The sequence below is a fragment of the Rhizobium sp. ZPR4 genome, assembly GCF_040215725.1.
GTDB lineage: Bacteria > Pseudomonadota > Alphaproteobacteria > Rhizobiales > Rhizobiaceae > Rhizobium > Rhizobium rhizogenes_D.
Window position 1 is genome coordinate 1,065,457 of sequence record NZ_CP157967.1, and the last position, 23,383, is coordinate 1,088,839.

The 23,383-nt window shown below is 58.5% G+C and carries 19 protein-coding genes and 1 tRNA gene; 18 read left to right on the top strand and 2 right to left on the bottom strand.

Annotation, left to right across the window (positions count from 1 at the left end):
- Positions 1–632: 632 nt before the first annotated feature.
- From ABOK31_RS05190 to ABOK31_RS05200, 3 genes are all read left to right on the top strand, one after another.
- The gene (locus ABOK31_RS05190) at positions 633–1,061 is read left to right on the top strand and encodes a DUF3597 domain-containing protein (RefSeq protein WP_174174427.1); all 429 of its coding nucleotides are present in this window, start codon (positions 633–635) and stop codon (positions 1,059–1,061) included.
- 418 nt (positions 1,062–1,479) lie between these two features.
- Positions 1,480–2,655 carry an elongation factor Tu gene (gene tuf / locus ABOK31_RS05195; RefSeq protein ID WP_075852341.1) on the top strand — a complete coding sequence of 392 codons (1,176 nt, stop codon included), beginning with the start codon at positions 1,480–1,482 and terminating at the stop codon, positions 2,653–2,655.
- Between the two features lie 70 nt (positions 2,656–2,725).
- Complete coding sequence (locus ABOK31_RS05200) at positions 2,726–3,235, top strand: hypothetical protein (protein WP_349957994.1); 510 nt, start codon at positions 2,726–2,728, stop codon at positions 3,233–3,235.
- A gap of 13 nt (positions 3,236–3,248) precedes the next feature.
- Here the strand turns inward: ABOK31_RS05200 and ABOK31_RS05205 are convergent, their stop codons facing one another.
- Positions 3,249–3,779, bottom strand: coding sequence for a GrpB family protein (locus ABOK31_RS05205; RefSeq protein ID WP_349957996.1), 531 nt, complete (start codon positions 3,777–3,779; stop codon positions 3,249–3,251).
- Positions 3,780–3,925: 146 nt separating this feature from the next.
- Here ABOK31_RS05205 and ABOK31_RS05210 point away from each other — a divergent pair, with 146 nt between their 5' ends.
- From ABOK31_RS05210 to rpoC, 12 genes are all read left to right on the top strand, one after another.
- A complete protein-coding gene (locus tag ABOK31_RS05210) occupies positions 3,926–4,819 on the top strand; it encodes an NAD(P)-dependent oxidoreductase (RefSeq protein WP_174174433.1) in 894 nt (297 codons plus the stop codon).
- Positions 4,820–5,147: 328 nt separating this feature from the next.
- Positions 5,148–5,834, top strand: a complete 687-nt coding sequence (locus ABOK31_RS05215; protein ID WP_174174435.1) for a glycosyltransferase — start codon at positions 5,148–5,150, stop codon at positions 5,832–5,834.
- Positions 5,835–5,839: 5 nt separating this feature from the next.
- Positions 5,840–6,715: a 3-deoxy-manno-octulosonate cytidylyltransferase gene (locus tag ABOK31_RS05220; protein ID WP_174174437.1), complete on the top strand. Its 876-nt coding sequence runs from the start codon at positions 5,840–5,842 to the stop codon at positions 6,713–6,715.
- Positions 6,716–6,927: 212 nt separating this feature from the next.
- Positions 6,928–7,003 (top strand) — tRNA-Trp (locus ABOK31_RS05225).
- A 195-nt stretch (positions 7,004–7,198) separates the two neighbouring features.
- Positions 7,199–7,399 carry a preprotein translocase subunit SecE gene (secE, locus tag ABOK31_RS05230; protein ID WP_069614841.1) on the top strand — a complete coding sequence of 67 codons (201 nt, stop codon included), beginning with the start codon at positions 7,199–7,201 and terminating at the stop codon, positions 7,397–7,399.
- 18 nt (positions 7,400–7,417) lie between these two features.
- Positions 7,418–7,948, top strand: coding sequence for a transcription termination/antitermination protein NusG (gene nusG, locus ABOK31_RS05235; protein ID WP_075857230.1), 531 nt, complete (start codon positions 7,418–7,420; stop codon positions 7,946–7,948).
- Positions 7,949–8,161: 213 nt separating this feature from the next.
- Positions 8,162–8,593, top strand: coding sequence for a 50S ribosomal protein L11 (gene rplK, locus ABOK31_RS05240; protein WP_069614842.1), 432 nt, complete (start codon positions 8,162–8,164; stop codon positions 8,591–8,593).
- A gap of 4 nt (positions 8,594–8,597) precedes the next feature.
- Positions 8,598–9,296 (top strand): 50S ribosomal protein L1, encoded by a 699-nt coding sequence (rplA, locus tag ABOK31_RS05245; RefSeq protein ID WP_174174439.1) that lies wholly within the window; start codon positions 8,598–8,600, stop codon positions 9,294–9,296.
- 330 nt (positions 9,297–9,626) lie between these two features.
- On the top strand, positions 9,627–10,145 hold the full coding sequence (gene rplJ, locus ABOK31_RS05250; protein WP_004123444.1) for a 50S ribosomal protein L10: 519 nt from the start codon (positions 9,627–9,629) through the stop codon (positions 10,143–10,145).
- 58 nt (positions 10,146–10,203) lie between these two features.
- Positions 10,204–10,587 carry a 50S ribosomal protein L7/L12 gene (gene rplL / locus ABOK31_RS05255; RefSeq protein ID WP_015339593.1) on the top strand — a complete coding sequence of 128 codons (384 nt, stop codon included), beginning with the start codon at positions 10,204–10,206 and terminating at the stop codon, positions 10,585–10,587.
- A gap of 262 nt (positions 10,588–10,849) precedes the next feature.
- Positions 10,850–14,992, top strand: coding sequence for a DNA-directed RNA polymerase subunit beta (rpoB, locus tag ABOK31_RS05260; protein ID WP_174174441.1), 4,143 nt, complete (start codon positions 10,850–10,852; stop codon positions 14,990–14,992).
- Between the two features lie 174 nt (positions 14,993–15,166).
- Complete coding sequence (rpoC, locus tag ABOK31_RS05265; protein WP_047637047.1) at positions 15,167–19,375, top strand: DNA-directed RNA polymerase subunit beta'; 4,209 nt, start codon at positions 15,167–15,169, stop codon at positions 19,373–19,375.
- Between the two features lie 116 nt (positions 19,376–19,491).
- Here the strand turns inward: rpoC and ABOK31_RS05270 are convergent, their stop codons facing one another.
- Positions 19,492–19,785 (bottom strand): hypothetical protein, encoded by a 294-nt coding sequence (locus tag ABOK31_RS05270; RefSeq protein WP_004123433.1) that lies wholly within the window; start codon positions 19,783–19,785, stop codon positions 19,492–19,494.
- Between the two features lie 509 nt (positions 19,786–20,294).
- Here ABOK31_RS05270 and rpsL point away from each other — a divergent pair.
- The 3 genes from rpsL (at position 20,295) to fusA (ending at position 23,349) form a co-directional block, all read left to right on the top strand.
- The gene (gene rpsL, locus ABOK31_RS05275; protein WP_003507760.1) at positions 20,295–20,666 is read left to right on the top strand and encodes a 30S ribosomal protein S12; all 372 of its coding nucleotides are present in this window, start codon (positions 20,295–20,297) and stop codon (positions 20,664–20,666) included.
- Positions 20,667–20,748: 82 nt separating this feature from the next.
- Positions 20,749–21,219: a 30S ribosomal protein S7 gene (gene rpsG, locus ABOK31_RS05280; protein ID WP_015339596.1), complete on the top strand. Its 471-nt coding sequence runs from the start codon at positions 20,749–20,751 to the stop codon at positions 21,217–21,219.
- Positions 21,220–21,249: 30 nt separating this feature from the next.
- Positions 21,250–23,349, top strand: a complete 2,100-nt coding sequence (gene fusA, locus ABOK31_RS05285; RefSeq protein ID WP_174174443.1) for an elongation factor G — start codon at positions 21,250–21,252, stop codon at positions 23,347–23,349.
- Positions 23,350–23,383: the final 34 nt, after the last annotated feature.

The following is a 23,383-nucleotide window of genomic DNA, read 5'->3' on the forward strand; positions in this document are numbered from 1 at the left end:
CTTTGGCAAGGGCCATCCAAGATGCTCTTCCCGAGGGCTACTCTCTCTTCCTCTTGAATTGTTCTTTGAGGGCTTTTAAATATCGTGAGACGGGTAAAGAGCCTCGGGCCGAGGTTTTCCGTCCACCCCCGAACTTCTCAAGCCGAGTTCGTGTCGGGCCTTCAATTCAAAGGAGGCCTATTGTGCCAAACAAAAATGTTCGCCATCAGACCTGTCAAAGGTGCACGATTGAATTGCACGCGGCGGAGGTCGGAAATCAATCGATCGTATTTTGTCCTTCATGCAAAGCGACCGGTCCCCTTGATGGCGCTGGCCTGATTGACGATCCACTACCAGATTGGGCGGTGACAAATTTGCTTACACAGTCCTTAGTTCATCGCGAACGCTAGTAAGTTTTGTCGTTATTTGACCTCGGCAATGATCTCCAGGTCGAGGTCAATGACGTTAATCCGCGGCTTGACGTTATCGCATAGCTGCACTTGCAGAATTCGGCAATCTACCCTCCAGGCGTCTCCGACTTATTGACCTCATTAGGTGGTGCGACTCCCATCTTTGCATATTTGACACGAAGGGTTGCTTAAATCCCCGCGAGCGATAGATATTGCTCAGGCAACCGAAACGGGAGAGCGCAAATGGGTATCTTCGACAAGATCAAGGGTGCAATCTGGGGAGAGGCAAAGGCTGCCGAGGCCGCGCCTGCACCGACGACCACCGCCGCAACCGCCAATCCGGAACCTGCGTCGACGCCGGCTCCTTCGTCGACCACGGCGGCAACCTCGCCCGCGACGAGCGCTCCATCCGCGCCAGTGGATGTCGCCTCGATCCTCGACGCCGCCGTCAAGAAGAGCGGTCAGAAGCTGGACTGGAAACATTCGATCGTCGACCTGATGAAGGCGCTCGGCATGGATGCGAGCCTTTCGGAGCGCAAGGAGTTGGCGCAGGAGCTTGGCTATACCGGCGATGCCGGTGACTCCGCCAAGATGAACATGTTCCTTCACAAAGCTCTTTTGCAGAAGCTTGCCGACAATGGCGGCAAGGTGCCGGCCGATCTTCTCGATTGATCGTTTTTCGTCCCGGCGGTCGGCCCATTGCGGACGCCGCCGGATCGCAATACCGATCGTGGCAGTGAGCGATCATTGTCGTTTAGCGATTGCGCGCTCCCGCCGATGGGCGAGGGCGCGTTTTGTTGTGTAGCGGCCAGATGTCTGGCCGGGCTTCACGCGCCGGACATCTGGAATTCCTTCCTTAGCGCTCCTATCTAAGCGCCTGAACCGGCAAATGCTTTTACATCTTACCGGATCGACCGGCGAACCTTGCGCGGCGAAGGAATGTTGAAGGCTTGAGATCATCCGCCGTCAACCAGGCTTCGCCCGGAATAGGGGCTGCAATTAAGTCTTGCGCAAATGCGACGAAAGCCTTAAACGGCGGCACTAAACCGGTTCGCCGGGGTCACTCATTACGTTCACAGGAAGCATTCAAATGGCAAAGAGTAAGTTTGAGCGCAATAAGCCGCACGTTAACATCGGTACGATCGGTCACGTTGACCACGGCAAGACGTCCTTGACGGCAGCGATCACGAAGTACTTCGGCGAGTTCAAGGCGTACGACCAGATCGACGCGGCTCCGGAAGAGAAGGCTCGTGGTATCACGATCTCGACGGCCCACGTTGAATACGAGACGCCGAACCGTCACTATGCGCACGTTGACTGCCCCGGCCACGCCGACTACGTCAAGAACATGATCACGGGTGCCGCGCAGATGGACGGCGCGATCCTGGTTTGCTCTGCCGCTGACGGCCCGATGCCGCAGACGCGCGAGCACATCCTGCTTGCTCGCCAGGTTGGCGTTCCGGCGATCGTGGTGTTCCTGAACAAGGTCGACCAGGTTGACGACGCAGAACTTCTCGAGCTCGTCGAGCTCGAAGTTCGCGAACTTCTGTCGTCTTACGACTTCCCGGGCGACGATATCCCGGTCGTCAAGGGTTCGGCGCTTGCTGCACTTGAAGATTCGGACAAGAAGATCGGCGAAGACGCGATCCGCGAGCTGATGGCTCAGGTTGACGCCTACATCCCGACGCCAGAGCGTCCGATCGACCAGCCGTTCCTGATGCCGATCGAAGACGTGTTCTCGATCTCTGGCCGTGGTACGGTTGTGACGGGCCGCGTCGAGCGTGGTATCGTCAAGGTTGGTGAAGAAGTCGAAATCGTCGGCATTCGTCCGACGTCGAAGACGACGGTTACCGGCGTTGAAATGTTCCGCAAGCTGCTCGATCAGGGCCAGGCCGGCGACAACATCGGCGCGCTGATCCGCGGTGTTAACCGTGACGGCGTTGAGCGTGGTCAGATCCTGTGCAAGCCGGGTTCCGTCAAGCCGCACAAGAAGTTCATGGCAGAAGCCTACATCCTGACGAAGGAAGAAGGCGGCCGTCATACGCCGTTCTTCACGAACTACCGTCCGCAGTTCTACTTCCGTACGACGGACGTGACGGGCATCGTGACGCTTCCGGAAGGCACGGAAATGGTTATGCCTGGCGACAACGTGACGGTTGCCGTCGAGCTGATCGTTCCGATCGCGATGGAAGAAAAGCTTCGCTTCGCAATCCGCGAAGGCGGCCGTACCGTCGGCGCAGGCATCGTCGCATCCATCGTCGAGTAATCTCAGGATTATTCCTTTATAAGAAGGCCCCGCTGGAAACAGCGGGGCCTTTTTGCATTCGGAGGTTCGCATGAGCTTGATCATTCTGACCGGCGCTTCCGGCTCGGGAAAGACTGCTATCGCGGAGGCGATCGCCAGGGACAGCGCGGAGACATTAGCCGTCTATCATTTCGACAGCATCGGCGTACCGTCGCTTGAGGCCATGGCCAGGGATCATGGTTCGCCCGAGGCATGGCAGCGCGACAAGACCATCGAATGGCTGGCACGGCTCGTGCCGCAGGCACAGAAGGGCAGGGCCGTTCTTTTCGAGGGGCAGATGCGGCCATCCTTCATCGTCGAGGCGGCTGTGGCTGCCAGCCTCGATGACTATCGTATCATCTTGATCGATTGCGATGATGCAACCAGGAGACATCGCCTGTCCGTCGAGCGGGGCCAGCCGGAGCTTGCCGATGCGAACATGATGAACTGGGCCGCCTATCTGCGCCACGAAGCCCAGGCAATCGGCTTTGAGATTCTCGATACGAGCCATCTTTCGCTCAAGCAGAGCGTAGATGGTGTTCTGAGGCACCTGATCGATTAGTCCGAGAATGTTATCACCAGGCGGTGATATTTTCCGTCGATCCGAATTCGGCCTTCGCACGGCGCACGACATCCTCAACGAAATCGCTCTTGCCGCTGGTATAGCGGTCCCAGTCACCGTTGGCCTCTTCGGCCAGGCGCCGTTTCAAGGTCGCATAATTCGCCGCAAGTTCGGGATGGGCGCGCAGATAATCGCGAAAGAGAAGGCGCTCCCGGTGGACCTGATTGTCGGGCAGGCAAAGATAAAGGCGCGTGCCGCAAGGCGTCTCATCCTTGGTGAAGGCCCAGCGGCCGGCGCCATGCAGATCGCCGTGAAAACGATATCCGCCTTCCTTCAGGCGCTCCGTCGCGGCGAGCCTGTCCTCTTCCGAGAAAAGGACCGCATCGATGTCGAGCTTGGGCTTGGCGCATAATCCGGTGATGGCAGTGCTGCCGATATGATGAAACGCAGCGGGCTGGCCAAGCAGCAGGCCAATTACCTTGCTTCTATGTTCGAAAAGAAGGGGCCATTGCGGATCATATTCGACGAGCGCGATCGGCCGCATCTCACTTATCTCCTTTCGCCGCGCGACATATGCTTTGCCGAGTCGATGCTATTATTTTGCCGGGAAAGTGTGAGGTCACCAAGCCGTGTCTTGCGAAACGGAGGCAAGGGCCTATGTATCGCTCGATTTTATCTGGAGGAGATTTCATGAAGAAACGTATTTTGTTCACTGGCGGCAGCGGCAAGGCTGGACGTCACACTGTTCCCTGGCTGGTCAATGCCGGCTATGAAGTCCACAATGTCGATCTCGTGCCGCTGAATAGCCCCGGCGTCACCAATCTGCAGGCCGATGTCACCGATGCGGGACAAGTCTATAATGTCCTCAGCATGCATCGCGATTTTCCTGATCTCGATCATGGCAACGGCGTGCAGCCGTTCGATGCCGTCGTGCATTTCGCCGCCATTCCGCGCATCCTGATCAAGCCCGACAACGAGACCTTCCGCATCAACACGATGAGCACCTACAATGTCATCGAGGCGGCGGCGAAGCTCGGTGTGAGGAAGATCATCGTCGCCTCCAGCGAGACGACCTATGGGATCTGCTTCGCCGAAGGCCATCGCGACTTCCATCAGTTCCCGCTGGAAGAGGATTACGACGTCAATCCGATGGATTCCTATGGTCTGTCCAAGGTCGTGAACGAGAAGACTGCCCGCGCCTTTGCCGAGCGCTTCGGCATCGACATCTATGCGCTGCGCATCGGCAATGTCATCGAGCCGCACGAGTACGAGCGCTTCCCCGAGTTTTTCGCCAACAGCGAGATCCGCAAGCGTATCGCCTGGAGCTATATCGATGCTCGCGATCTCGGCCAGATCGTCCATCTCTGCATCGAGAAGAATGGCCTCGGCTTCCAGGTGTTCAATGCCGCCAACGATACGGTATCGGCCAGCACACCGTCGCGCGAACTCGCTGCCAGGCACTTTCCGAACGTTCCGTTCACGCGCGAGATCGGTGAATACGAGGGCCTCTTGTCCAATCGCAAGATCCGCGAAGTCTTGGGCTTCAAGGAAGAGCACGACTGGCGCAAATATGTGAAGGTCTGAGGGGACGCGGTCCCTGCGATCGGCCGGGCGCTTTGCATTGGCGCCCGGCAAAGGCATCAATCCGGATAAGGGTGCCTCTCCATTTGTTACGCAACAAAACCAAAAATGCTTCCCCAAACACTCGACAAATAACGCCGTTTATTTAAGTAGGGTTGCGTTCGCGAAGCATCTCCTAGAGATTGCAGCGCATGGCCGGTATATCCGCGCCCGTGTTTCGAACCAGCACCCTCCGGCCGATGGGTCTCAAGGGTGAACAGCGCGCGATTTGCGTCGTAGCGAAAGATAATAGCCGGCTGACCTGTAAGCGCTCAGCCGTTTCGGAGGTGTCATGAAGGATAATGTTGCACGTATTTTTGTCGGGTTCGATTCCAAGGAGGTCGTGGCCTATCACGTCCTGACCCAGAGCATCATCGAGCGCTCGTCTATTCCGGTGGTGTTCTCGCCGATCGTGCTCAACAATCTTGAGGGGATCTTCACGCGCGAGCGCAACCCGCTGCAGTCGACCGAATTTTCCTTCTCGCGCTTCCTCGTGCCTTATCTCAGCGATTACCAGGGCTGGAGCATCTTCATGGATTGCGACATGCTCGCCCGCACCGATATTGCCGAGCTTTGGGCGCTGCGCGACGACCGCTATGCCGCCATGTGCGTCAAGCACGACTATCAGCCGAAGATCGAAACCAAGTTCCTCGGTCAGACGCAGACGAAGTATGAGAAGAAGAACTGGTCGAGCATGATCCTGTTCAACAATGCCAAATGCACGGCGTTGACGAAGGATTTCGTCAATACGGCGACCGGCCTCCAGCTTCATCAGTTCAAGTGGCTGGAGAATGACGATCAGATCGGCGAAGTGCCGGTCGTCTGGAACTATCTCGTCAACGAATACGACTATCGCGAAGATGCCAAGCTCGTGCACTTCACCGATGGCGGCCCGTATTTTGATGAATATCGCAACGACGATTACGCTGAAGAATGGTTTGCCATGCGCGACCGCATGCTGCACGTCCAGCAGAAGTGAGCGATTTGGATCATAAGACGACAGGAAACATCGATGTCGGCATACCGGCTGCGGGCTCCGCGGCCGGTTTGAACAGCGCCGACGAATGGCGGGCCATATTGATGGGGTTTTCCCATATCGTCCTGGTCGCCAATAGCGACGCGGTCGATATCGCAAGCCTGCAGGCGCAGTTTCCGCAGACGGCGCTCTTCGTCTTCTTCAATAAGGTCTACAAGGTTCTGGATCGCCCGTTCCATGGGCATTCGCTGCTGATCTCGCGTGGTCAGCCGCGCGGTGCCAACATCGTCTATCGCGGCGAAGTGGGCGAGGTCGTCAAATTCTTTCCGCAGGAATATTTCCTCGGCATCATGAACATTCGTCTCGGGCTGGAGGAAAAGCTCAATCCCGCCGCCGATTTTCAGGGAGCGCCGACCGGCCACCTCGACCTTGTGGGCTTTTGTTCGGATTTCTATACGGAGGGCAAGACGCCGACGAGCGGCTTTGCCATGGCGCTCTGGCTCAGCGATCTGAAATTGCCCGGCGCGATCGTGCTTGCAGGTTTCTCGGCCAGACGCAGTCAGAAGTGGAGGGTGGTTTCCGCTCACGATTGGAGCTTCGAGCAGACCTTCCTGCGCCTGTTTGCCCGGTTGGGAAAGATCACCATCCATGGTGGGGTCGCACTGAACCCGTATATCAGCCTTGCCCAGCGCTTCACGGAAGTTCCTCCGGCCGAGATTGCTCTGGCAGCGGCCGAGGTTTTGTCGGAGCGGCTCGGTAATACCGATGCCGAAATAGACAAGCTGATCTCCCTGACGAATGTGATTCGCTCCGCGGATAACTTCATGCGCCGCCTCAGGCCGAAATTTCTCAAGCGCAAGCCGAAAGGCTCTCCCGGGGAATAACGAAGGCGAGGGGCAGTCTTTCCGCAGCATACGCGGCAGCTTCGCCCCGGTGGCGGATCTTCCGCCCGGTTATGTCCTGCGCGAAGTTGCGGGTTCGATTGGGAAAAAGCAAAAAACGCTCTTGCCAATCGTTTCATCCCGCCTTAAAGGGAGCGCCATGTCTTCGAACTGCCCAGGCGGTCCACCGCTTGAAGCGAATATTCGAAGGAAGAAGGGGTATAGCTCAGTTGGTAGAGCGGCGGTCTCCAAAACCGCAGGTCGTAGGTTCGAGCCCTGCTGCCCCTGCCATTTTCCTTGATTTGACTGGCGCGTCGTTTCGCAGCTTCTTGGGTTGAGGGTTATGCCGGATTGTCGGCAAATTTTAGAAAACGCCGTATTGCCTCTTGTTAAATCGGGAATCGGTGTTTATGTAGGGTTTAACAGACACGCGGTGCGTGGGGCTGATATGTTCAGCTTTACGCGCCGTAATTGCGTGGGCAGTCAATGGCATCCAAAACGAATCCACTAGCGTTTCTGCGGCAGGTGCGCTCCGAGACGTCGAAAATTACTTGGCCATCGCGCCGCGAGACCATGATCTCGACGGTGATGGTGCTCGTCATGGTCGTGTTCGCCTCGCTGTTTTTCTTTGCTGCTGACCAGCTCATTGGCTGGATTCTCAGCTATGTGCTGAATACCGGCAATTGATATCGGGTGGAGATGAACATGGCGGCACGTTGGTACATCGTCCACGCTTATTCTAATTTCGAAAAGAAGGTGGCTGAATCCATTGAGGAGAAGGCCAAGCAGAAGGGTCTCGAGCATCTGTTCGAGAAGATCCTTGTGCCGACCGAGAAGGTGGTCGAAGTTCGTCGCGGCCGTAAGGTTGACAGCGAGCGCAAGTTCTTCCCGGGTTACGTGCTGGTGCGCGCCAACCTGACGGATGAGGCCTACCATCTGATCAAGAATACGCCGAAGGTCACTGGCTTCCTCGGCTCCGACAATAAGCCTGTTCCGATTCCGGATTATGAAGCCGAGCGCATTCTCGGCCAAGTTCAGGAAGGCGTCGAGCGGCCGAAGGCTTCCGTATCCTTCGAGATCGGCGAGCAGGTTCGTGTATCCGACGGTCCGTTCGCATCGTTCAACGGCACGGTTCAGGACGTGGACGAAGAGCGTTCGCGCCTGAAGGTGGAAGTGTCGATTTTCGGCCGCGCTACGCCGGTCGAGCTGGAATACAGCCAGGTCGAGAAGGTCTGATTGGGATTTCTACGAAAGGTTGGCCTGGCGGCTGGCCTTTCGTTCGAGTTTGGATATAAGTAAATGCTTACTTATGTCTCGCGGCAAAGCCGCAATCCGCGTGGAAGGGTAGGGTCTTAGCCGGACCTGTTAATCCGCACCACGCAACCGCAGCCGCCGGAGCGATCCGGCATAGTAGGCCGGGCAACCGGTCATGTAGAAAGGCAGAGAGAAATGGCTAAGAAAGTTGCAGGCCAGCTCAAGCTGCAGGTCAAGGCCGGCTCGGCGAATCCGTCGCCGCCGATCGGTCCTGCGCTTGGTCAGCGTGGCATTAACATCATGGAATTCTGCAAGGCGTTCAATGCCGCCACGCAGGAAATGGAAAAGGGTATGCCGATCCCGGTCGTCATCACCTACTACCAGGACAAGTCCTTCACCTTCGTCATGAAGCAGCCGCCGGTCAGCTACTTCCTGAAGAAGGAAGCAAAGATCCAGTCCGGCTCGAAGACCCCGGGCAAGGGCGCCAAGGCTGGCACCCTGACCAAGGCTCAGGTCAAGGCAATCGCCGAAGCCAAGATGAAGGATCTGAACGCAGCCGATATCGAGGGCGCAATGGCCATGATCGAGGGCTCCGCCCGCGCGATGGGCCTGGAAGTGGTGGGCTAAGACCATGGTAGCAAAGCGTATTCAGAAGATTCGTGAAGGCGTTGATCCGACCAAGCTCTATGCTCTGGATTTGGCCATCAACATGGTCAAGGAACGTGCCGTCGCCAAGTTCGACGAAACCGTCGAAATCTCGATGAACCTCGGCGTTGACCCGCGTCACGCCGACCAGATGGTTCGTGGCGTTGTCAACCTGCCGAACGGCACTGGCCGTACGGTTCGCGTTGCTGTCTTCGCTCGCGGCGCCAAGGCTGACGAGGCCAAGGCTGCTGGTGCGGACATCGTTGGCGCAGAAGACCTGGTTGAAATCGTTCAGGGCGGTAAGATCGATTTCGATCGCTGCATCGCCACCCCGGACATGATGCCGCTTGTCGGCCGTCTCGGTAAGGTTCTCGGCCCGCGTGGCATGATGCCGAACCCGAAGGTTGGCACCGTTACGATGGACGTCAAGGCAGCTGTTGAAGCTTCCAAGGGCGGCGCTGTCGAGTTCCGCGTCGAGAAGGCTGGTATCGTCCATGCCGGTATCGGCAAGGCTTCCTTCGACGCCAAGGCTCTGGAAGAAAACATCCGCGCCTTCGCTGACGCCGTGATCAAGGCGAAGCCGGCCGGCGCCAAGGGCAACTACGTCAAGCGCGTAGCGATCTCCTCGACCATGGGTCCGGGCGTCAAGATCGAGCCGTCGACGGTTACGGCGCCGAGCGCCTGATTGGTTCTGCCGGGCGCTGAGCCCGGTATTTAAGAATTCCCGGCCTTTCGGGGCCGGGATTTCCGGAGAAATCCGGAATTCCTGTCCGAGATTGCAGGTGGTTATCCCTTAATCACTTAAGCCTGCATGAGACGGGTAAGACCCGAATTTTGAAGAAGCTTTGCTTCGATGAACTCGGTTCGAGCCTTGGATGCCTTGTGCCTTGGAGCCGTCAGGCTCGAGCGCGAGGGGACAGGATCCTCAAGCGTCGCTTGGGATCTCATTGATCCCAGGAGGCAAAAGGCAACCCGGCAGGCCCGTTAACCCGGTCCTGTCAACTGGAGAAAAGCAGTGGAAAGAGCGGAAAAACGCGAATTCGTCACGGAACTGAACGAAGTCTTCAAGGCTTCGGGCTCGGTTGTCGTGGCCCACTATGCTGGTGCTACAGTCGCTCAGATGAACGATTTTCGTTCCAAGATGCGCGCTGCTGGCGGCACCGTCAAAGTCGCGAAGAACCGCCTGGCCAAAATTGCTCTTCAGGGCACGGATGCGGAAGGGATTTCCAATCTCTTCACCGGTCAGACGCTGATTGCATACAGCACTGATCCGATTACCGCTCCGAAGGTCGTCGTGGATTTCGCCAAGGGCAACGACAAGATCGTTGTTCTGGGCGGCGCCATGGGAACAACAACGCTCAACGCCGAAGGTGTAAAGTCGCTCGCGACCCTGCCTTCGCTGGACGAGCTGCGCGCGAAGCTGCTGGGCATGATCCAGACTCCGGCTACCCGCATCGCAGGTGTTGTTGCAGCGCCGGCAAGTCAGCTTGCTCGCGTGTTCTCGGCCTACGCCAAGAAGGACGAAGCCGCGTAAGGCGGTTTTTCGCTGTTTATAACCAACCAGTTCGAACCGAACAAAAGGAACTACAAAAATGGCTGATCTCGCAAAGATCGTAGACGACCTCTCCTCGCTGACCGTTCTCGAAGCCGCAGAACTGTCCAAGCTTCTCGAAGAAAAGTGGGGCGTTTCCGCCGCTGCTCCGGTAGCTGTTGCTGCCGTTGCCGGTGGTGCTGGCGGCGCTGCTGCAGCTGCTGAAGAAGAAAAGACCGAGTTCGACGTCATCCTCGCTGATGCCGGCGCGAACAAGATCAACGTCATCAAGGAAGTCCGCGCCATCACCGGCCTGGGCCTCAAGGAAGCCAAGGACCTCGTTGAAGCCGCTCCGAAGGCTGTCAAGGAAGCTGTTTCCAAGGCTGAAGCTGCTGACATCAAGAAGAAGCTCGAAGACGCCGGCGCTAAGGTCGACGTTAAGTAAGCTTGAAACTGCTTTGGGAGGTGGCTTTTTGCTACCTCCCATTTGCCGTTTTTCTGAACGAATTACCCAAAAGCCGCGGGCAAAACGGCTTTTGGGTAATGGGTTCTTCAAGAGGATGGTCTCAAACCGAACCGCGACGCAATCCGGCTGAGCGGTTTTCGGTTAGATAGACGAGATTGAACTACTCATTGATTGATGGGGTCGCCTGGCCAGCGATTCCCATCCGTTGCAGGCCCGGGTGCAGGATTTTAAAGGAGCGACGATGGCTCAGACCCTTTCGTTCAACGGTCGCAGGCGCGTACGCAAGTTTTTTGGTAAGATTCCCGAAGTCGCAGAGATGCCGAACCTCATCGAGGTTCAAAAAGCGTCCTACGATCAGTTTCTCATGGTCGAAGAACCCAAGGGCGGCCGCCCGGACGAAGGTCTCCAGGCCGTCTTCAAGTCGGTTTTCCCGATCACTGATTTCTCCGGCGCTTCCATGCTGGAGTTCGTTTCCTATGAGTTCGAACCGCCGAAGTTCGACGTTGATGAGTGCCGCCAGCGCGACCTGACCTACGCCGCGCCGCTGAAGGTGACCCTCCGTCTGATCGTGTTCGATATCGACGAGGATACCGGCGCGAAGTCCATCAAGGACATCAAGGAACAGAGCGTTTACATGGGCGACATGCCGCTCATGACGAACAACGGTACGTTCATCGTCAACGGCACCGAGCGCGTGATCGTGTCGCAGATGCACCGTTCGCCGGGCGTCTTCTTCGACCACGACAAGGGCAAGAGCCATTCTTCCGGCAAGCTGCTCTTCGCCGCCCGCGTTATCCCGTATCGCGGCTCCTGGCTCGATATCGAATTCGACGCCAAGGACATCGTCTACGCCCGTATCGACCGTCGCCGCAAGATTCCGGTGACGTCGCTGCTGATGGCGCTCGGCATGGACGGCGAAGAAATCCTGTCGACCTTCTACACGAAGTCGCTCTATGAGCGCTCCGGCGATGGCTGGCGCATCCCCTTCAAGGCGGAAACGCTGAAGGGCGCCAAGACCGTTTCCGACATGATCGACGCCGACACCGGCGAAGTCGTGGTTGAAGGCGGCAAGAAGCTCACCCCGCGCCTGTTGCGTCAGCTGCAGGACAAGGGCCTGAAGGCCCTCAAGGCGACGGACGAAGAGCTTTACGGCCTGTTCCTGGCAGAAGATATCGTCAACTTCCAGACCGGTGAGATCTATCTCGAAGCCGGCGACGAAATCGACGAGAAGACCCTGCCGATCATCCTGAAGGCCGGCTTCGACGAAATCCCGATTCTCGGCATCGACCACATCAATGTCGGTGCCTACATCCGCAACACGCTGTCTGCCGACAAGAACGAGAACCGTCAGGACGCTCTGTTCGACATCTACCGCGTCATGCGTCCGGGTGAACCGCCGACCATGGAATCGGCCGAAGCCATGTTCAACTCGCTGTTCTTCGATGCGGAGCGTTACGACCTCTCCGCCGTCGGCCGCGTGAAGATGAACATGCGTCTCGACCTCGACGTCGAAGACACCGTCCGCATCCTGCGCAAGGACGACATCCTGGCCGTGGTCAAGATGCTCGTCGAGCTGCGCGACGGCAAGGGCGAGATCGACGACATCGACAACCTCGGCAACCGTCGCGTCCGTTCGGTCGGCGAGCTGATGGAAAACCAGTATCGCCTCGGCTTGCTGCGCATGGAACGTGCGATCAAGGAACGTATGTCCTCGATCGAAATCGACACGGTCATGCCGCAGGATCTGATCAACGCAAAGCCGGCCGCCGCTGCCGTCCGCGAATTCTTCGGCTCCTCGCAGCTGTCGCAGTTCATGGACCAGGTGAACCCGCTTTCGGAAATCACCCACAAGCGTCGTCTTTCGGCTCTCGGCCCGGGCGGTCTGACCCGCGAGCGCGCCGGCTTCGAAGTCCGCGACGTTCATCCGACGCACTACGGTCGTATTTGCCCGATCGAAACGCCGGAAGGTCCGAACATCGGCCTCATCAACTCGCTGGCGACCTTTGCCCGCGTCAACAAGTACGGCTTCATCGAAAGCCCTTATCGCCGCATCATCGACGGTAAGGTGACCAACGACGTGCTCTACCTCTCCGCCATGGAAGAGGCGAAGTACTACGTTGCTCAGGCCAACGCCGAGCTCGACGCCGACGGCTCCTTCATCGAGGAATTCGTCGTTTGCCGTCATGCCGGCGAAGTCATGCTCGCTCCGCGCGACAACATCAACCTGATGGACGTCTCGCCGAAGCAGCTGGTTTCGGTTGCTGCCGCTCTGATCCCGTTCCTGGAAAACGACGACGCCAACCGCGCTCTCATGGGCTCGAACATGCAGCGTCAGGCCGTGCCGCTTCTGCGCGCCGAAGCCCCGTTCGTCGGTACCGGCATGGAGCCGGTCGTCGCGCGTGATTCCGGTGCTGCTATCGGCGCCCGCCGCGGCGGCGTGGTCGACCAGGTTGACGCAACGCGTATCGTTATCCGCGCCACCGAAGACCTCGATCCGTCGAAGTCCGGCGTCGATATCTATCGCCTGATGAAGTTCCAGCGTTCGAACCAGAACACCTGCGTCAACCAGCGTCCGCTGGTCACCGTCGGTGACGTGGTCAACAAGGGCGACATCCTGGCAGACGGTCCGTCGACCGACCTCGGCGATCTGGCTCTCGGCCGGAACGTGCTCGTCGCGTTCATGCCGTGGAACGGCTACAACTACGAAGACTCGATCCTGCTCTCCGAGCGTATCGTTGCCGACGACGTGTTCACCTCCATCCACATCGAAGAATTCGAAGTGATGGCGCGCGACACCAAGCTCGGTCCGGAAGAAATCACCCGCGACATTCCGAACGTTTCGGAAGAAGCGCTGAAGAACCTGGACGAAGCCGGCATCGTTTACATCGGCGCCGAAGTTCAGCCGGGCGATATCCTCGTCGGCAAGATCACGCCGAAGGGCGAAAGCCCGATGACGCCGGAAGAAAAGCTTCTGCGCGCCATCTTCGGTGAAAAGGCATCCGACGTTCGCGATACCTCCATGCGCATGCCGCCCGGCACCTACGGTACGGTCGTCGAAGTCCGCGTCTTCAACCGTCACGGCGTCGAAAAGGACGAACGTGCCATGGCGATCGAGCGCGAAGAGATCGAACGCCTTGCCAAGGACCGCGACGACGAGCAGGCGATCCTCGACCGTAACGTCTACGGCCGCCTGGTCGAGATGCTGCGCGGTCAGGTTGCTCTTGCAGGTCCGAAGGGCTTCAAGAAGGGCACGGAACTGTCGAATTCAGTCGTTTCGGAGTATCCGCGTTCGCAGTGGTGGATGTTCGCCGTTGAGGACGAAAAGGTCCAGGGCGAGCTCGAAGCTCTGCGCGGCCAGTACGACGAATCCAAGTCGCGCCTTGAACAGCGCTTCATGGACAAGGTCGAGAAGGTCCAGCGCGGCGACGAAATGCCTCCGGGCGTCATGAAGATGGTCAAGGTCTTCGTCGCTGTGAAGCGTAAGATCCAGCCGGGCGACAAGATGGCAGGCCGTCACGGGAACAAGGGCGTGGTCTCGCGCATTGTTCCGGTTGAGGACATGCCGTTCCTTGAAGACGGTACGCATGTCGATATCGTGCTGAACCCGCTCGGCGTTCCCTCGCGCATGAACGTCGGTCAGATTCTCGAAACGCACCTTGGCTGGGCTTGCGCCGGCATGGGTCGTCAGATCGGTGAACTGATCGAAGCCTACAAGGCAAGCGGCAACATCGAGCCTCTGCGCAAGACGATCGATCTGGTCGTCGGCGACGGCCCGAAGAGCGACGACGTTCACGGGTATGACGATGCGTCGGTCCTGCGTCTGGCTGATCAGTGGAAGCGTGGCGTGTCCATCGCGACCCCGGTCTTCGACGGCGCTGGCGAAGCGGATGTCAACCACATGCTGGCTATGGCAGGTCTCAAACAGACCGGTCAGTCGACACTGTACGACGGTCGTACCGGCGAGCAGTTCGACCGTCAGGTCACGGTTGGCTACATCTACATGCTGAAGCTGAACCACCTTGTCGACGACAAGATCCACGCCCGTTCGATCGGTCCGTACTCGCTCGTCACCCAGCAGCCGCTGGGCGGTAAGGCGCAGTTCGGTGGTCAGCGCTTCGGCGAAATGGAAGTCTGGGCACTTGAAGCTTACGGTGCAGCCTACACGCTGCAGGAAATGCTCACGGTCAAGTCGGACGACGTGGCCGGCCGCACCAAGGTCTACGAAGCCATCGTTCGTGGCGACGACACCTTCGAAGCGGGCATTCCGGAAAGCTTCAACGTTCTCGTCAAGGAAATGCGCTCGCTGGGTCTCAGCGTCGAACTGGAAAACTCCAAGGTCGACGATCTGCAGACGGCAAGCCAGCTTCCGGACGCAGCAGAGTAATAGCCTGCGGGTGCGCGCTGTCGGTCAGCGCGCACCGTTTGGAATATTGCAGCGCCGTCGACGTCCTTTCGGATGCATGGCGCCGCAAGGCGGTTTTAAGGCGTCAGTCCGGTTCCCGGGATTTGCCGGCACTGTTCGCAATTCGAGGGCGTTTCGCCCCTAAAGGAGATAGGCATGAACCAAGAGGTCATGAATCTTTTCAATCCGCAGGTGCCTGCGCAGAATTTCGATTCCATCCGGATTTCGATTGCGTCGCCGGAGAAGATTCTTTCCTGGTCTTATGGCGAGATCAAGAAGCCGGAAACGATCAACTATCGTACGTTCAAGCCGGAACGTGATGGTCTTTTCTGCGCACGAATCTTCGGACCGATCAAGGACTACGAATGCTTGTGCGGCAAGTACAAGCGCATGAAGTACAAGGGCATCATCTGCGAAAAGTGCGGCGTCGAAGTCACGCTGTCGCGCGTTCGCCGTGAGCGCATGGGCCATATCGAGCTCGCCGCTCCCGTTGCCCACATCTGGTTCCTGAAGTCGCTGCCTTCGCGTATTTCGACGCTGCTCGACATGACGCTGAAGGATGTAGAGCGCGTTCTCTACTTCGAAAACTACATCGTCACCGAGCCGGGCCTGACGGCTCTGAAGGAGCATCAGCTTCTCTCTGAAGAAGAGTACATGCTCGCCGTCGACGAATATGGCGAAGACCAGTTCACCGCCATGATCGGCGCTGAAGCGATCTACGAGATGCTGGCCAGCATGAACCTCGAAAAGATCGCCGGCGACCTGCGCTCGGAGCTTGCCGACACCACGTCGGACCTCAAGCAGAAGAAGCTGATGAAGCGCCTGAAGATCGTCGAGAACTTCATGGAATCCGGCAACCGTCCGGAATGGATGATCATGAAGGTCGTCCCGGTCATCCCGCCGGACCTGCGCCCGCTGGTTCCGCTCGATGGCGGCCGCTTCGCGACGTCGGATCTGAACGATCTGTATCGCCGCGTCATCAACCGTAACAACCGTCTGAAGCGCCTCATCGAACTGCGCGCTCCGGGCATCATCATCCGCAACGAAAAGCGCATGCTGCAGGAATCTGTCGATGCGCTGTTCGACAACGGCCGCCGTGGCCGCGTCATCACCGGCGCCAATAAGCGTCCGCTGAAGTCGCTGTCCGACATGCTCAAGGGCAAGCAGGGCCGCTTCCGTCAGAACCTGCTCGGCAAGCGCGTCGACTATTCCGGCCGTTCGGTCATTGTGACCGGTCCGGAACTGAAGCTGCACCAGTGCGGCCTGCCGAAGAAGATGGCGCTCGAGCTGTTCAAGCCGTTCATCTACGCCCGCCTCGACGCGAAGGGTTATTCCTCGACCGTCAAGCAGGCCAAGAAGCTGGTTGAAAAGGAAAAGCCGGAAGTTTGGGATATCCTCGACGAGGTCATCCGCGAGCATCCGGTTCTCCTGAACCGCGCGCCGACGCTGCACCGCCTGGGCATCCAGGCCTTCGAACCCACGCTGGTCGAAGGCAAGGCGATCCAGCTGCATCCGCTCGTCTGCACGGCCTTCAACGCCGACTTCGACGGTGACCAGATGGCCGTTCACGTGCCGCTCTCGCTGGAAGCCCAGCTTGAAGCCCGCGTGCTGATGATGTCGACCAATAACATTCTGCATCCGGCAAACGGCGCGCCGATCATCGTTCCCTCGCAGGACATGGTTCTCGGCCTGTACTACCTGTCGATCCTGAACCAGAATGAGCCGGGCGAAGGCATGGCCTTCTCCGACCTCGGTGAGTTGCATCACGCTCTCGAAAACAAGGTCGTGACGCTGCACTCGAAGATCCGTGGCCGCTTCAAGTCGGTCGACGAAGAGGGCAAGCCCTATTCGAAGATCTATGAGACGACGCCAGGCCGCCTGCTGATCGGTGAACTGCTGCCGAAGCACGGCAAGGTGACCTTCGACATCTGCAACCAGGAAATGACCAAGAAGAACATCTCCAAGATGATCGACACGGTCTACCGCCATTGCGGCCAGAAGGACACGGTCATTTTCTGCGACCGCATCATGCAGCTTGGCTTCTCCCATGCTTGCCGCGCCGGCATTTCGTTCGGCAAGGACGACATGGTCATTCCGGACACCAAGGTTAAGATCGTCGGCGATACCGAAGCACTCGTGAAGGAATACGAGCAGCAGTACAACGACGGCCTGATCACCCAGGGCGAAAAGTACAACAAGGTTGTCGACGCCTGGGGCAAGGCCACGGAAAAGGTCGCCGAAGAAATGATGGCCCGCATTAAGGCCGTCGAGTTCGACGAGAAGACCGGTCGCCAGAAGCCGATGAATTCGATCTACATGATGAGCCACTCGGGTGCTCGTGGTTCTCCGAACCAGATGCGCCAGCTGGGCGGCATGCGCGGCCTCATGGCCAAGCCGTCGGGCGAAATCATCGAGACGCCGATCATCTCGAACTTCAAGGAAGGCCTCACCGTTAACGAGTACTTCAACTCGACGCACGGTGCCCGTAAGGGTCTGGCCGACACCGCCTTGAAGACCGCGAACTCGGGCTACCTGACCCGTCGTCTCGTCGACGTCGCGCAGGATTGCATCGTTACGCACGTCGATTGCGGTACCGAAAACGGCCTCACCATGACCGCCATCGTCGATGCCGGTCAGGTTGTCGCCTCGCTCGGCGCCCGCATCCTCGGCCGTACGGCCCTGGACGACATCGATCATCCGGTCACGGGTGAGCGCATCGTCGATGCCGGCAAGATGATCCTCGAGCCTGATGTCATCGAGATCGAGAAGGCCGGTATCCAGTCGATCCGCATTCGTTCGGCACTGACCTGCGAAATCCAGACGGGCGTGTGCTCGGTCTGCTACGGCCGTGACCTTGCTCGCGGTACGCCTGTCAACATCGGCGAAGCTGTCGGCGTCATCGCCGCACAGTCGATCGGTGAGCCGGGCACGCAGCTGACCATGCGTACCTTCCACCTGGGCGGCACGGCAACCGTGGTCGACCAGTCGTTCCTGGAAGCTTCGTATGAAGGCACGGTTCAGATCAAGAACCGCAACATGCTGCGCAACTCCGATGGCAACCTCGTTGCCATGGGCCGCAACATGACGGTCCAGATCCTGGACGAACGTGGCGTCGAACGTTCTTCGCAGCGCGTTGCCTACGGCTCGAAGCTGTATGTCGACGACGGCGACAAGGTGAAGCGCGGTCAGCGTCTGGCAGAGTGGGACCCCTATACCCGTCCGATGATGACGGAAGTGGCCGGTACGGTTCACTTCGAAGACGTCGTCGACGGTCTCTCGGTCCTCGAAGCGACGGACGAGTCCACCGGCATCACCAAGCGTCAGGTTATCGACTGGCGCTCGACGCCGCGCGGTTCCGATCTGAAGCCGGCGATCGTCATCAAGGACGCTAGCGGTAATGTCGCCAAGCTCTCGCGCGGTGGCGAAGCCCGCTTCCTGCTCTCGGTCGACGCGATCCTGTCGGTCGAGCCGGGCACGAAGGTGTCGCAGGGTGACGTTCTCGCCCGTTCGCCGCTGGAAAGCGCCAAGACCAAGGACATCACCGGTGGTCTGCCGCGTGTTGCCGAACTGTTCGAAGCTCGTCGTCCGAAGGACCACGCCATCATCGCAGAGATCGATGGTACGATCCGCCTCGGCCGCGACTACAAGAACAAGCGTCGCGTCATCATCGAGCCGGCGGAAGACGGTGTCGAGCCGGTCGAGTACCTGATCCCGAAGGGCAAGCCCTTCCACCTTCAGGAAGGCGACTATATCGAAAAGGGTGACTACATCCTCGACGGTAACCCGGCTCCGCACGACATCCTGGCGATCAAGGGCGTGGAGGCTCTGGCTTCCTACCTGGTCAACGAAATCCAGGAAGTCTACCGCTTGCAGGGCGTTGTCATCAACGACAAGCACATCGAAGTGATTGTCCGTCAGATGCTGCAGAAGGTGGAAATCACCGATGCGGGCGACAGCCAGTACATCGTCGGCGACAACGTCGATCGTATCGAACTGGACGACGCCAACGACCGCCTCATCGAAGAAGGCAAGAAGCCTGCTTATGGCGATCCGGTTCTGCTCGGTATCACCAAGGCATCGCTGCAGACGCCGTCCTTCATCTCGGCTGCGTCCTTCCAGGAAACGACGAAGGTGCTCACCGAAGCTGCTATCGCCGGCAAGACCGACGGTCTGCAGGGTCTGAAGGAAAACGTCATCGTCGGCCGCCTGATCCCGGCCGGTACCGGCGGTACCATGACGCAGATCCGCCGCATCGCCACGGCCCGCGACGAGCTCATCCTCGAAGAGCGCCGCAAGGGCACCGGCGCCGGTGTTGCAACGCCGATGCTGCAGGACCTCGCCAGCGAGAACACCCCGGCCGAGTAAATCGGTAAGGGATGGAAAAAATCAAAACCGCCCGGAGCGATCCGGGCGGTTTCTTTTTTGCTGCGATGAAATTGAATGGGTGAGGGGAGGTCGCCCCCGCAAGGGAGGCAGATCCGTCAGCGGAAGCGGATAATCGCGACTTCGCCTTCGAGCGCGCCCTGATAGGCGGAGGCGTGCGGCTCTTCGTCCGGAATATCCGTCAGCAGGCCGATCTGATCGAGGTCGGCCTCGATGAAGCCTTCTTCGGCAAGCGCGTTCAGCGCCTCGCGCACGGCGGTGTCGTCGTCAGGCGCTTTCAGCATGACGTGCAGGTCGATGCCTTCGCCGCCATCGGTCTCATATCCCTTGCCGATGATGATGAAGACCATGGGGCCGTCGGAATTGTTGTCGTTGTCTGGCGCTGTAATCATGAGTCTTCCTTCGGGAGTGTCGAATCGACCCGGCGATTCCTTTTCGCCGTGCGGGTCCGTCGGATGGAAATGTCCTTCGGTGATTCCTTATAGGGATTTTGACAAAATACCAAAGTCCATCTTGCCGGGGAGGCGGCATTTCCGTATCCAATGCGCCAAATGGCTGGTTTGCCCGGCCTTTCCGGGCTTTATGACAAAGATAATTTCTTAACCGGCCTTGACGAACCGGCGGGAAACCAGTAGTACCGCCGCCATCGGAACCCATGTGAGGCATGGCTATTCGGGGCGACGCGCCCTGGAGTTCACCTCAAACAAGGTTCTAAACGCACGTTGAAGACACGAATGCTGCACGCAAGACGCTATTTTTGGCGTCCTCTGCTTTTTTGTGGTCCATCTGCGAAAGCGGATCGGGCCATGTTTTGCGCATTGAGACGAACGTGTGTCGTTGCCGGTGACGGCGCAAGTGAAGCCCGCAAGGGTGTCGACATAGATTTACAAGGGATGGTTGAATGCCTACCGTAAACCAGCTGATCCGTAAGCCTCGCCAGGCGCAGGTTAAGCGTAATAAGGTTCCCGCTCTCCAGGAGAACCCGCAGAAGCGCGGCGTTTGCACCCGCGTCTACACGACGACGCCGAAGAAGCCGAACTCGGCTCTGCGTAAGGTCGCAAAGATCCGCCTGACCAACGGCTTCGAAGTCATTGGTTACATCCCCGGCGAAGGTCACAACCTTCAGGAACACTCTGTCGTCATGATCCGTGGCGGCCGCGTTAAGGACCTTCCGGGTGTTCGCTACCACATCATCCGCGGCGTTCTCGATACCCAGGGTGTCAAGAACCGCAAGCAGCGCCGTTCGAAGTACGGTGCAAAGCGTCCGAAGTAATTCGGTTTTTTAGATAATCCGGCGCTGCGCGAGGTTCTCCGCGTGGTGAAGCGTCGCAAACAGTTGAGAGACGAGAAGTTACATGTCCCGACGTCATAGAGCAGAAAAGCGCGAGATCAATCCGGACCCGAAGTTCGGCGATCTGGTTGTTACCAAGTTCATGAATGCCATCATGCTGGACGGCAAGAAGTCCGTAGCTGAAAACATCGTATATGGCGCGTTTGACGCCGTGCAGGGCAAGGCAAAGCAGGAGCCGCTCGGCGTGTTCCATCAGGCTTTGGATAACATCGCTCCGCACGTTGAAGTCCGCTCGCGCCGCGTTGGTGGTGCTACGTACCAGGTTCCGGTTGATGTGCGTCCTGAGCGTCGCCAGGCTCTGGCCATCCGCTGGCTGATCACCGCTGCTCGTAAGCGTAACGAGACGACGATGGTTGACCGTCTGTGCGGCGAACTTCTCGATGCCTCCAACAACCGCGGCGCTGCCGTCAAGAAGCGCGAAGACACGCACAAGATGGCTGACGCCAACCGCGCGTTCTCGCATTATCGCTGGTAATCCCGAACGGTTTCGGAAAGGCAGTCCATTATGGCTCGCGAATATAAAATCGAAGACTACCGCAATTTCGGTATCATGGCGCACATCGACGCCGGCAAGACCACGACGACCGAGCGTATTCTTTACTACACCGGCAAGTCGCACAAGATCGGCGAAGTGCACGACGGCGCAGCCACCATGGACTGGATGGAGCAGGAGCAGGAGCGTGGCATCACGATCACTTCTGCTGCTACGACCACCTTCTGGAAGGGCCGCGACGGCAAGACCCGCCGCTTCAACATCATCGACACCCCCGGCCACGTCGACTTCACCATCGAAGTCGAGCGTTCGCTGCGCGTTCTCGACGGTGCCATCGCTCTGCTCGACGCCAATGCCGGCGTTGAGCCGCAGACGGAAACCGTATGGCGTCAGGCTGAGAAGTATCATGTTCCGCGCATGATCTTCTGCAACAAGATGGACAAGACCGGCGCTGACTTCTATCGCTCGGTCGAGATGATCAAGACCCGCCTCGGCGCGACCGCCGTCGTCATGCAGCTGCCGATCGGCGCTGAAAGCGATTTCAAGGGCGTTGTCGACCTGATCGAGATGAACGCTCTCATCTGGCGCGACGAATCGCTCGGCGCTCAGTGGGACGTCGTCGAAATTCCGGAAGACATGAAGGCCAAGGCTGCTGAGTACCGCGAAAAGCTGATCGAGACCGTTGTCGAGATCGACGAAGCCGCGACCGAAGCCTACCTCGAAGGCAACCTGCCTGACAACGATCAGATCCGCGCGCTCGTCCGTCGCGGCACGATCGACGTCAAGTTCCATCCGATGTTCTGCGGCACCGCCTTCAAGAACAAGGGTGTTCAGCCGCTGCTCGACGCCGTTGTCGATTACCTGCCGTCGCCGCTCGATATTCCGGCGATCAAGGGTATCGACTTCAAGACGGAAGCCGAAATCGAACGTCACGCTGACGACAGCGAGCCGTTGTCCATGCTGGCATTCAAGATCATGAACGACCCCTTCGTCGGCTCGCTCACCTTCGCCCGCATCTATTCCGGCAAGCTCGAAAAGGGCGCATCGGTCATCAACACGGTTAAGGACAAGCGCGAGCGCGTCGGCCGCATGCTGCAGATGCACTCCAACTCGCGTGAAGACATCGAAGAAGCCTTCGCTGGCGACATCGTTGCTCTGGCCGGCCTCAAGGAAACCACCACTGGCGATACGCTCTGCGATCCGCTGAAGCCGGTTATCCTCGAGCGCATGGAATTCCCCGAGCCGGTCATCCAGATTGCGATCGAGCCGAAGACCAAGGGCGACCAGGAAAAGATGGGCCTCGCGCTCAACCGTCTGGCTGCCGAAGATCCGTCCTTCCGCGTGAAGACGGATCAGGAATCGGGTCAGACGATCATCGCCGGCATGGGTGAACTTCACCTCGACATCATCGTCGATCGCATGCGTCGTGAATTCAAGGTTGAAGCTACCGTTGGCGCGCCGCAGGTTGCTTACCGCGAAACCATCACGCGTCAGACGGAAAAGGACTACACCCACAAGAAGCAGTCGGGTGGTACCGGTCAGTTCGCGCGCGTCAAGATCGTGTTCGAACCGAACCCGGACGGCGACGACTTCAAGTTCGAGTCCAAGATCGTCGGCGGTTCCGTTCCGAAGGAATACATCCCGGGCGTTCAGAAGGGTATCGAAAGCGTTCTGTCTTCCGGCCCGCTGGCTGGCTTCCCGATGCTCGGCGTCAAGGCGACGCTCATCGACGGCGCCTTCCACGACGTCGACTCGTCGGTTCTGGCCTTCGAAATCGCGTCCCGCGCTTGCTTCCGTGAAGCAGCCCGCGAAGCTGGTGCCCAGCTCCTCGAGCCGATGATGAAGGTCGAAGTCGTAACGCCGGAAGATTACGTCGGCGACGTCATCGGCGACCTGAACTCGCGTCGTGGTCAGATCCAGGGCCAGGAAAGCCGCGGTATCGCTGTTGTCATCAACGCGAACGTCCCGCTGGCGAACATGTTCAAGTACGTGGATAACCTGCGTTCGATGTCTCAGGGCCGTGCACAGTACACGATGACCTTCGATCATTATGCGCCGGTTCCGTCGAACGTCGCACAGGAAATCCAGGCAAAGTATTCCGGTCAGAAGTGACCGGAATACCAATTGACCGATAACAAGAATTGAT

Bases quoted from the DNA above. Each gene is read 5' to 3' on its own strand.
- fusA (WP_174174443.1), top strand. From the start codon at position 21,250: ATGGCTCGCGAATATAAAATCGAAGACTACCGCAATTTCGGTATCATG.
- tuf (WP_075852341.1), top strand. From the start codon at position 1,480: ATGGCAAAGAGTAAGTTTGAGCGCAATAAGCCGCACGTTAACATCGGT.
- ABOK31_RS05205 (WP_349957996.1), bottom strand. From the start codon at position 3,779: ATGCGGCCGATCGCGCTCGTCGAATATGATCCGCAATGGCCCCTTCTT.
- ABOK31_RS05270 (WP_004123433.1), bottom strand. From the start codon at position 19,785: ATGATTACAGCGCCAGACAACGACAACAATTCCGACGGCCCCATGGTC.
- rpsG (WP_015339596.1), top strand. From the start codon at position 20,749: ATGTCCCGACGTCATAGAGCAGAAAAGCGCGAGATCAATCCGGACCCG.
- secE (WP_069614841.1), top strand. From the start codon at position 7,199: ATGGCATCCAAAACGAATCCACTAGCGTTTCTGCGGCAGGTGCGCTCC.
- rpoC (WP_047637047.1), top strand. From the start codon at position 15,167: ATGAACCAAGAGGTCATGAATCTTTTCAATCCGCAGGTGCCTGCGCAG.
- rplL (WP_015339593.1), top strand. From the start codon at position 10,204: ATGGCTGATCTCGCAAAGATCGTAGACGACCTCTCCTCGCTGACCGTT.
- ABOK31_RS05215 (WP_174174435.1), top strand. From the start codon at position 5,148: ATGAAGGATAATGTTGCACGTATTTTTGTCGGGTTCGATTCCAAGGAG.
- rplK (WP_069614842.1), top strand. From the start codon at position 8,162: ATGGCTAAGAAAGTTGCAGGCCAGCTCAAGCTGCAGGTCAAGGCCGGC.
- ABOK31_RS05200 (WP_349957994.1), top strand. From the start codon at position 2,726: ATGAGCTTGATCATTCTGACCGGCGCTTCCGGCTCGGGAAAGACTGCT.
- rplA (WP_174174439.1), top strand. From the start codon at position 8,598: ATGGTAGCAAAGCGTATTCAGAAGATTCGTGAAGGCGTTGATCCGACC.
- rpoB (WP_174174441.1), top strand. From the start codon at position 10,850: ATGGCTCAGACCCTTTCGTTCAACGGTCGCAGGCGCGTACGCAAGTTT.
- ABOK31_RS05210 (WP_174174433.1), top strand. From the start codon at position 3,926: ATGAAGAAACGTATTTTGTTCACTGGCGGCAGCGGCAAGGCTGGACGT.
- nusG (WP_075857230.1), top strand. From the start codon at position 7,418: ATGGCGGCACGTTGGTACATCGTCCACGCTTATTCTAATTTCGAAAAG.
- ABOK31_RS05190 (WP_174174427.1), top strand. From the start codon at position 633: ATGGGTATCTTCGACAAGATCAAGGGTGCAATCTGGGGAGAGGCAAAG.
- rpsL (WP_003507760.1), top strand. From the start codon at position 20,295: ATGCCTACCGTAAACCAGCTGATCCGTAAGCCTCGCCAGGCGCAGGTT.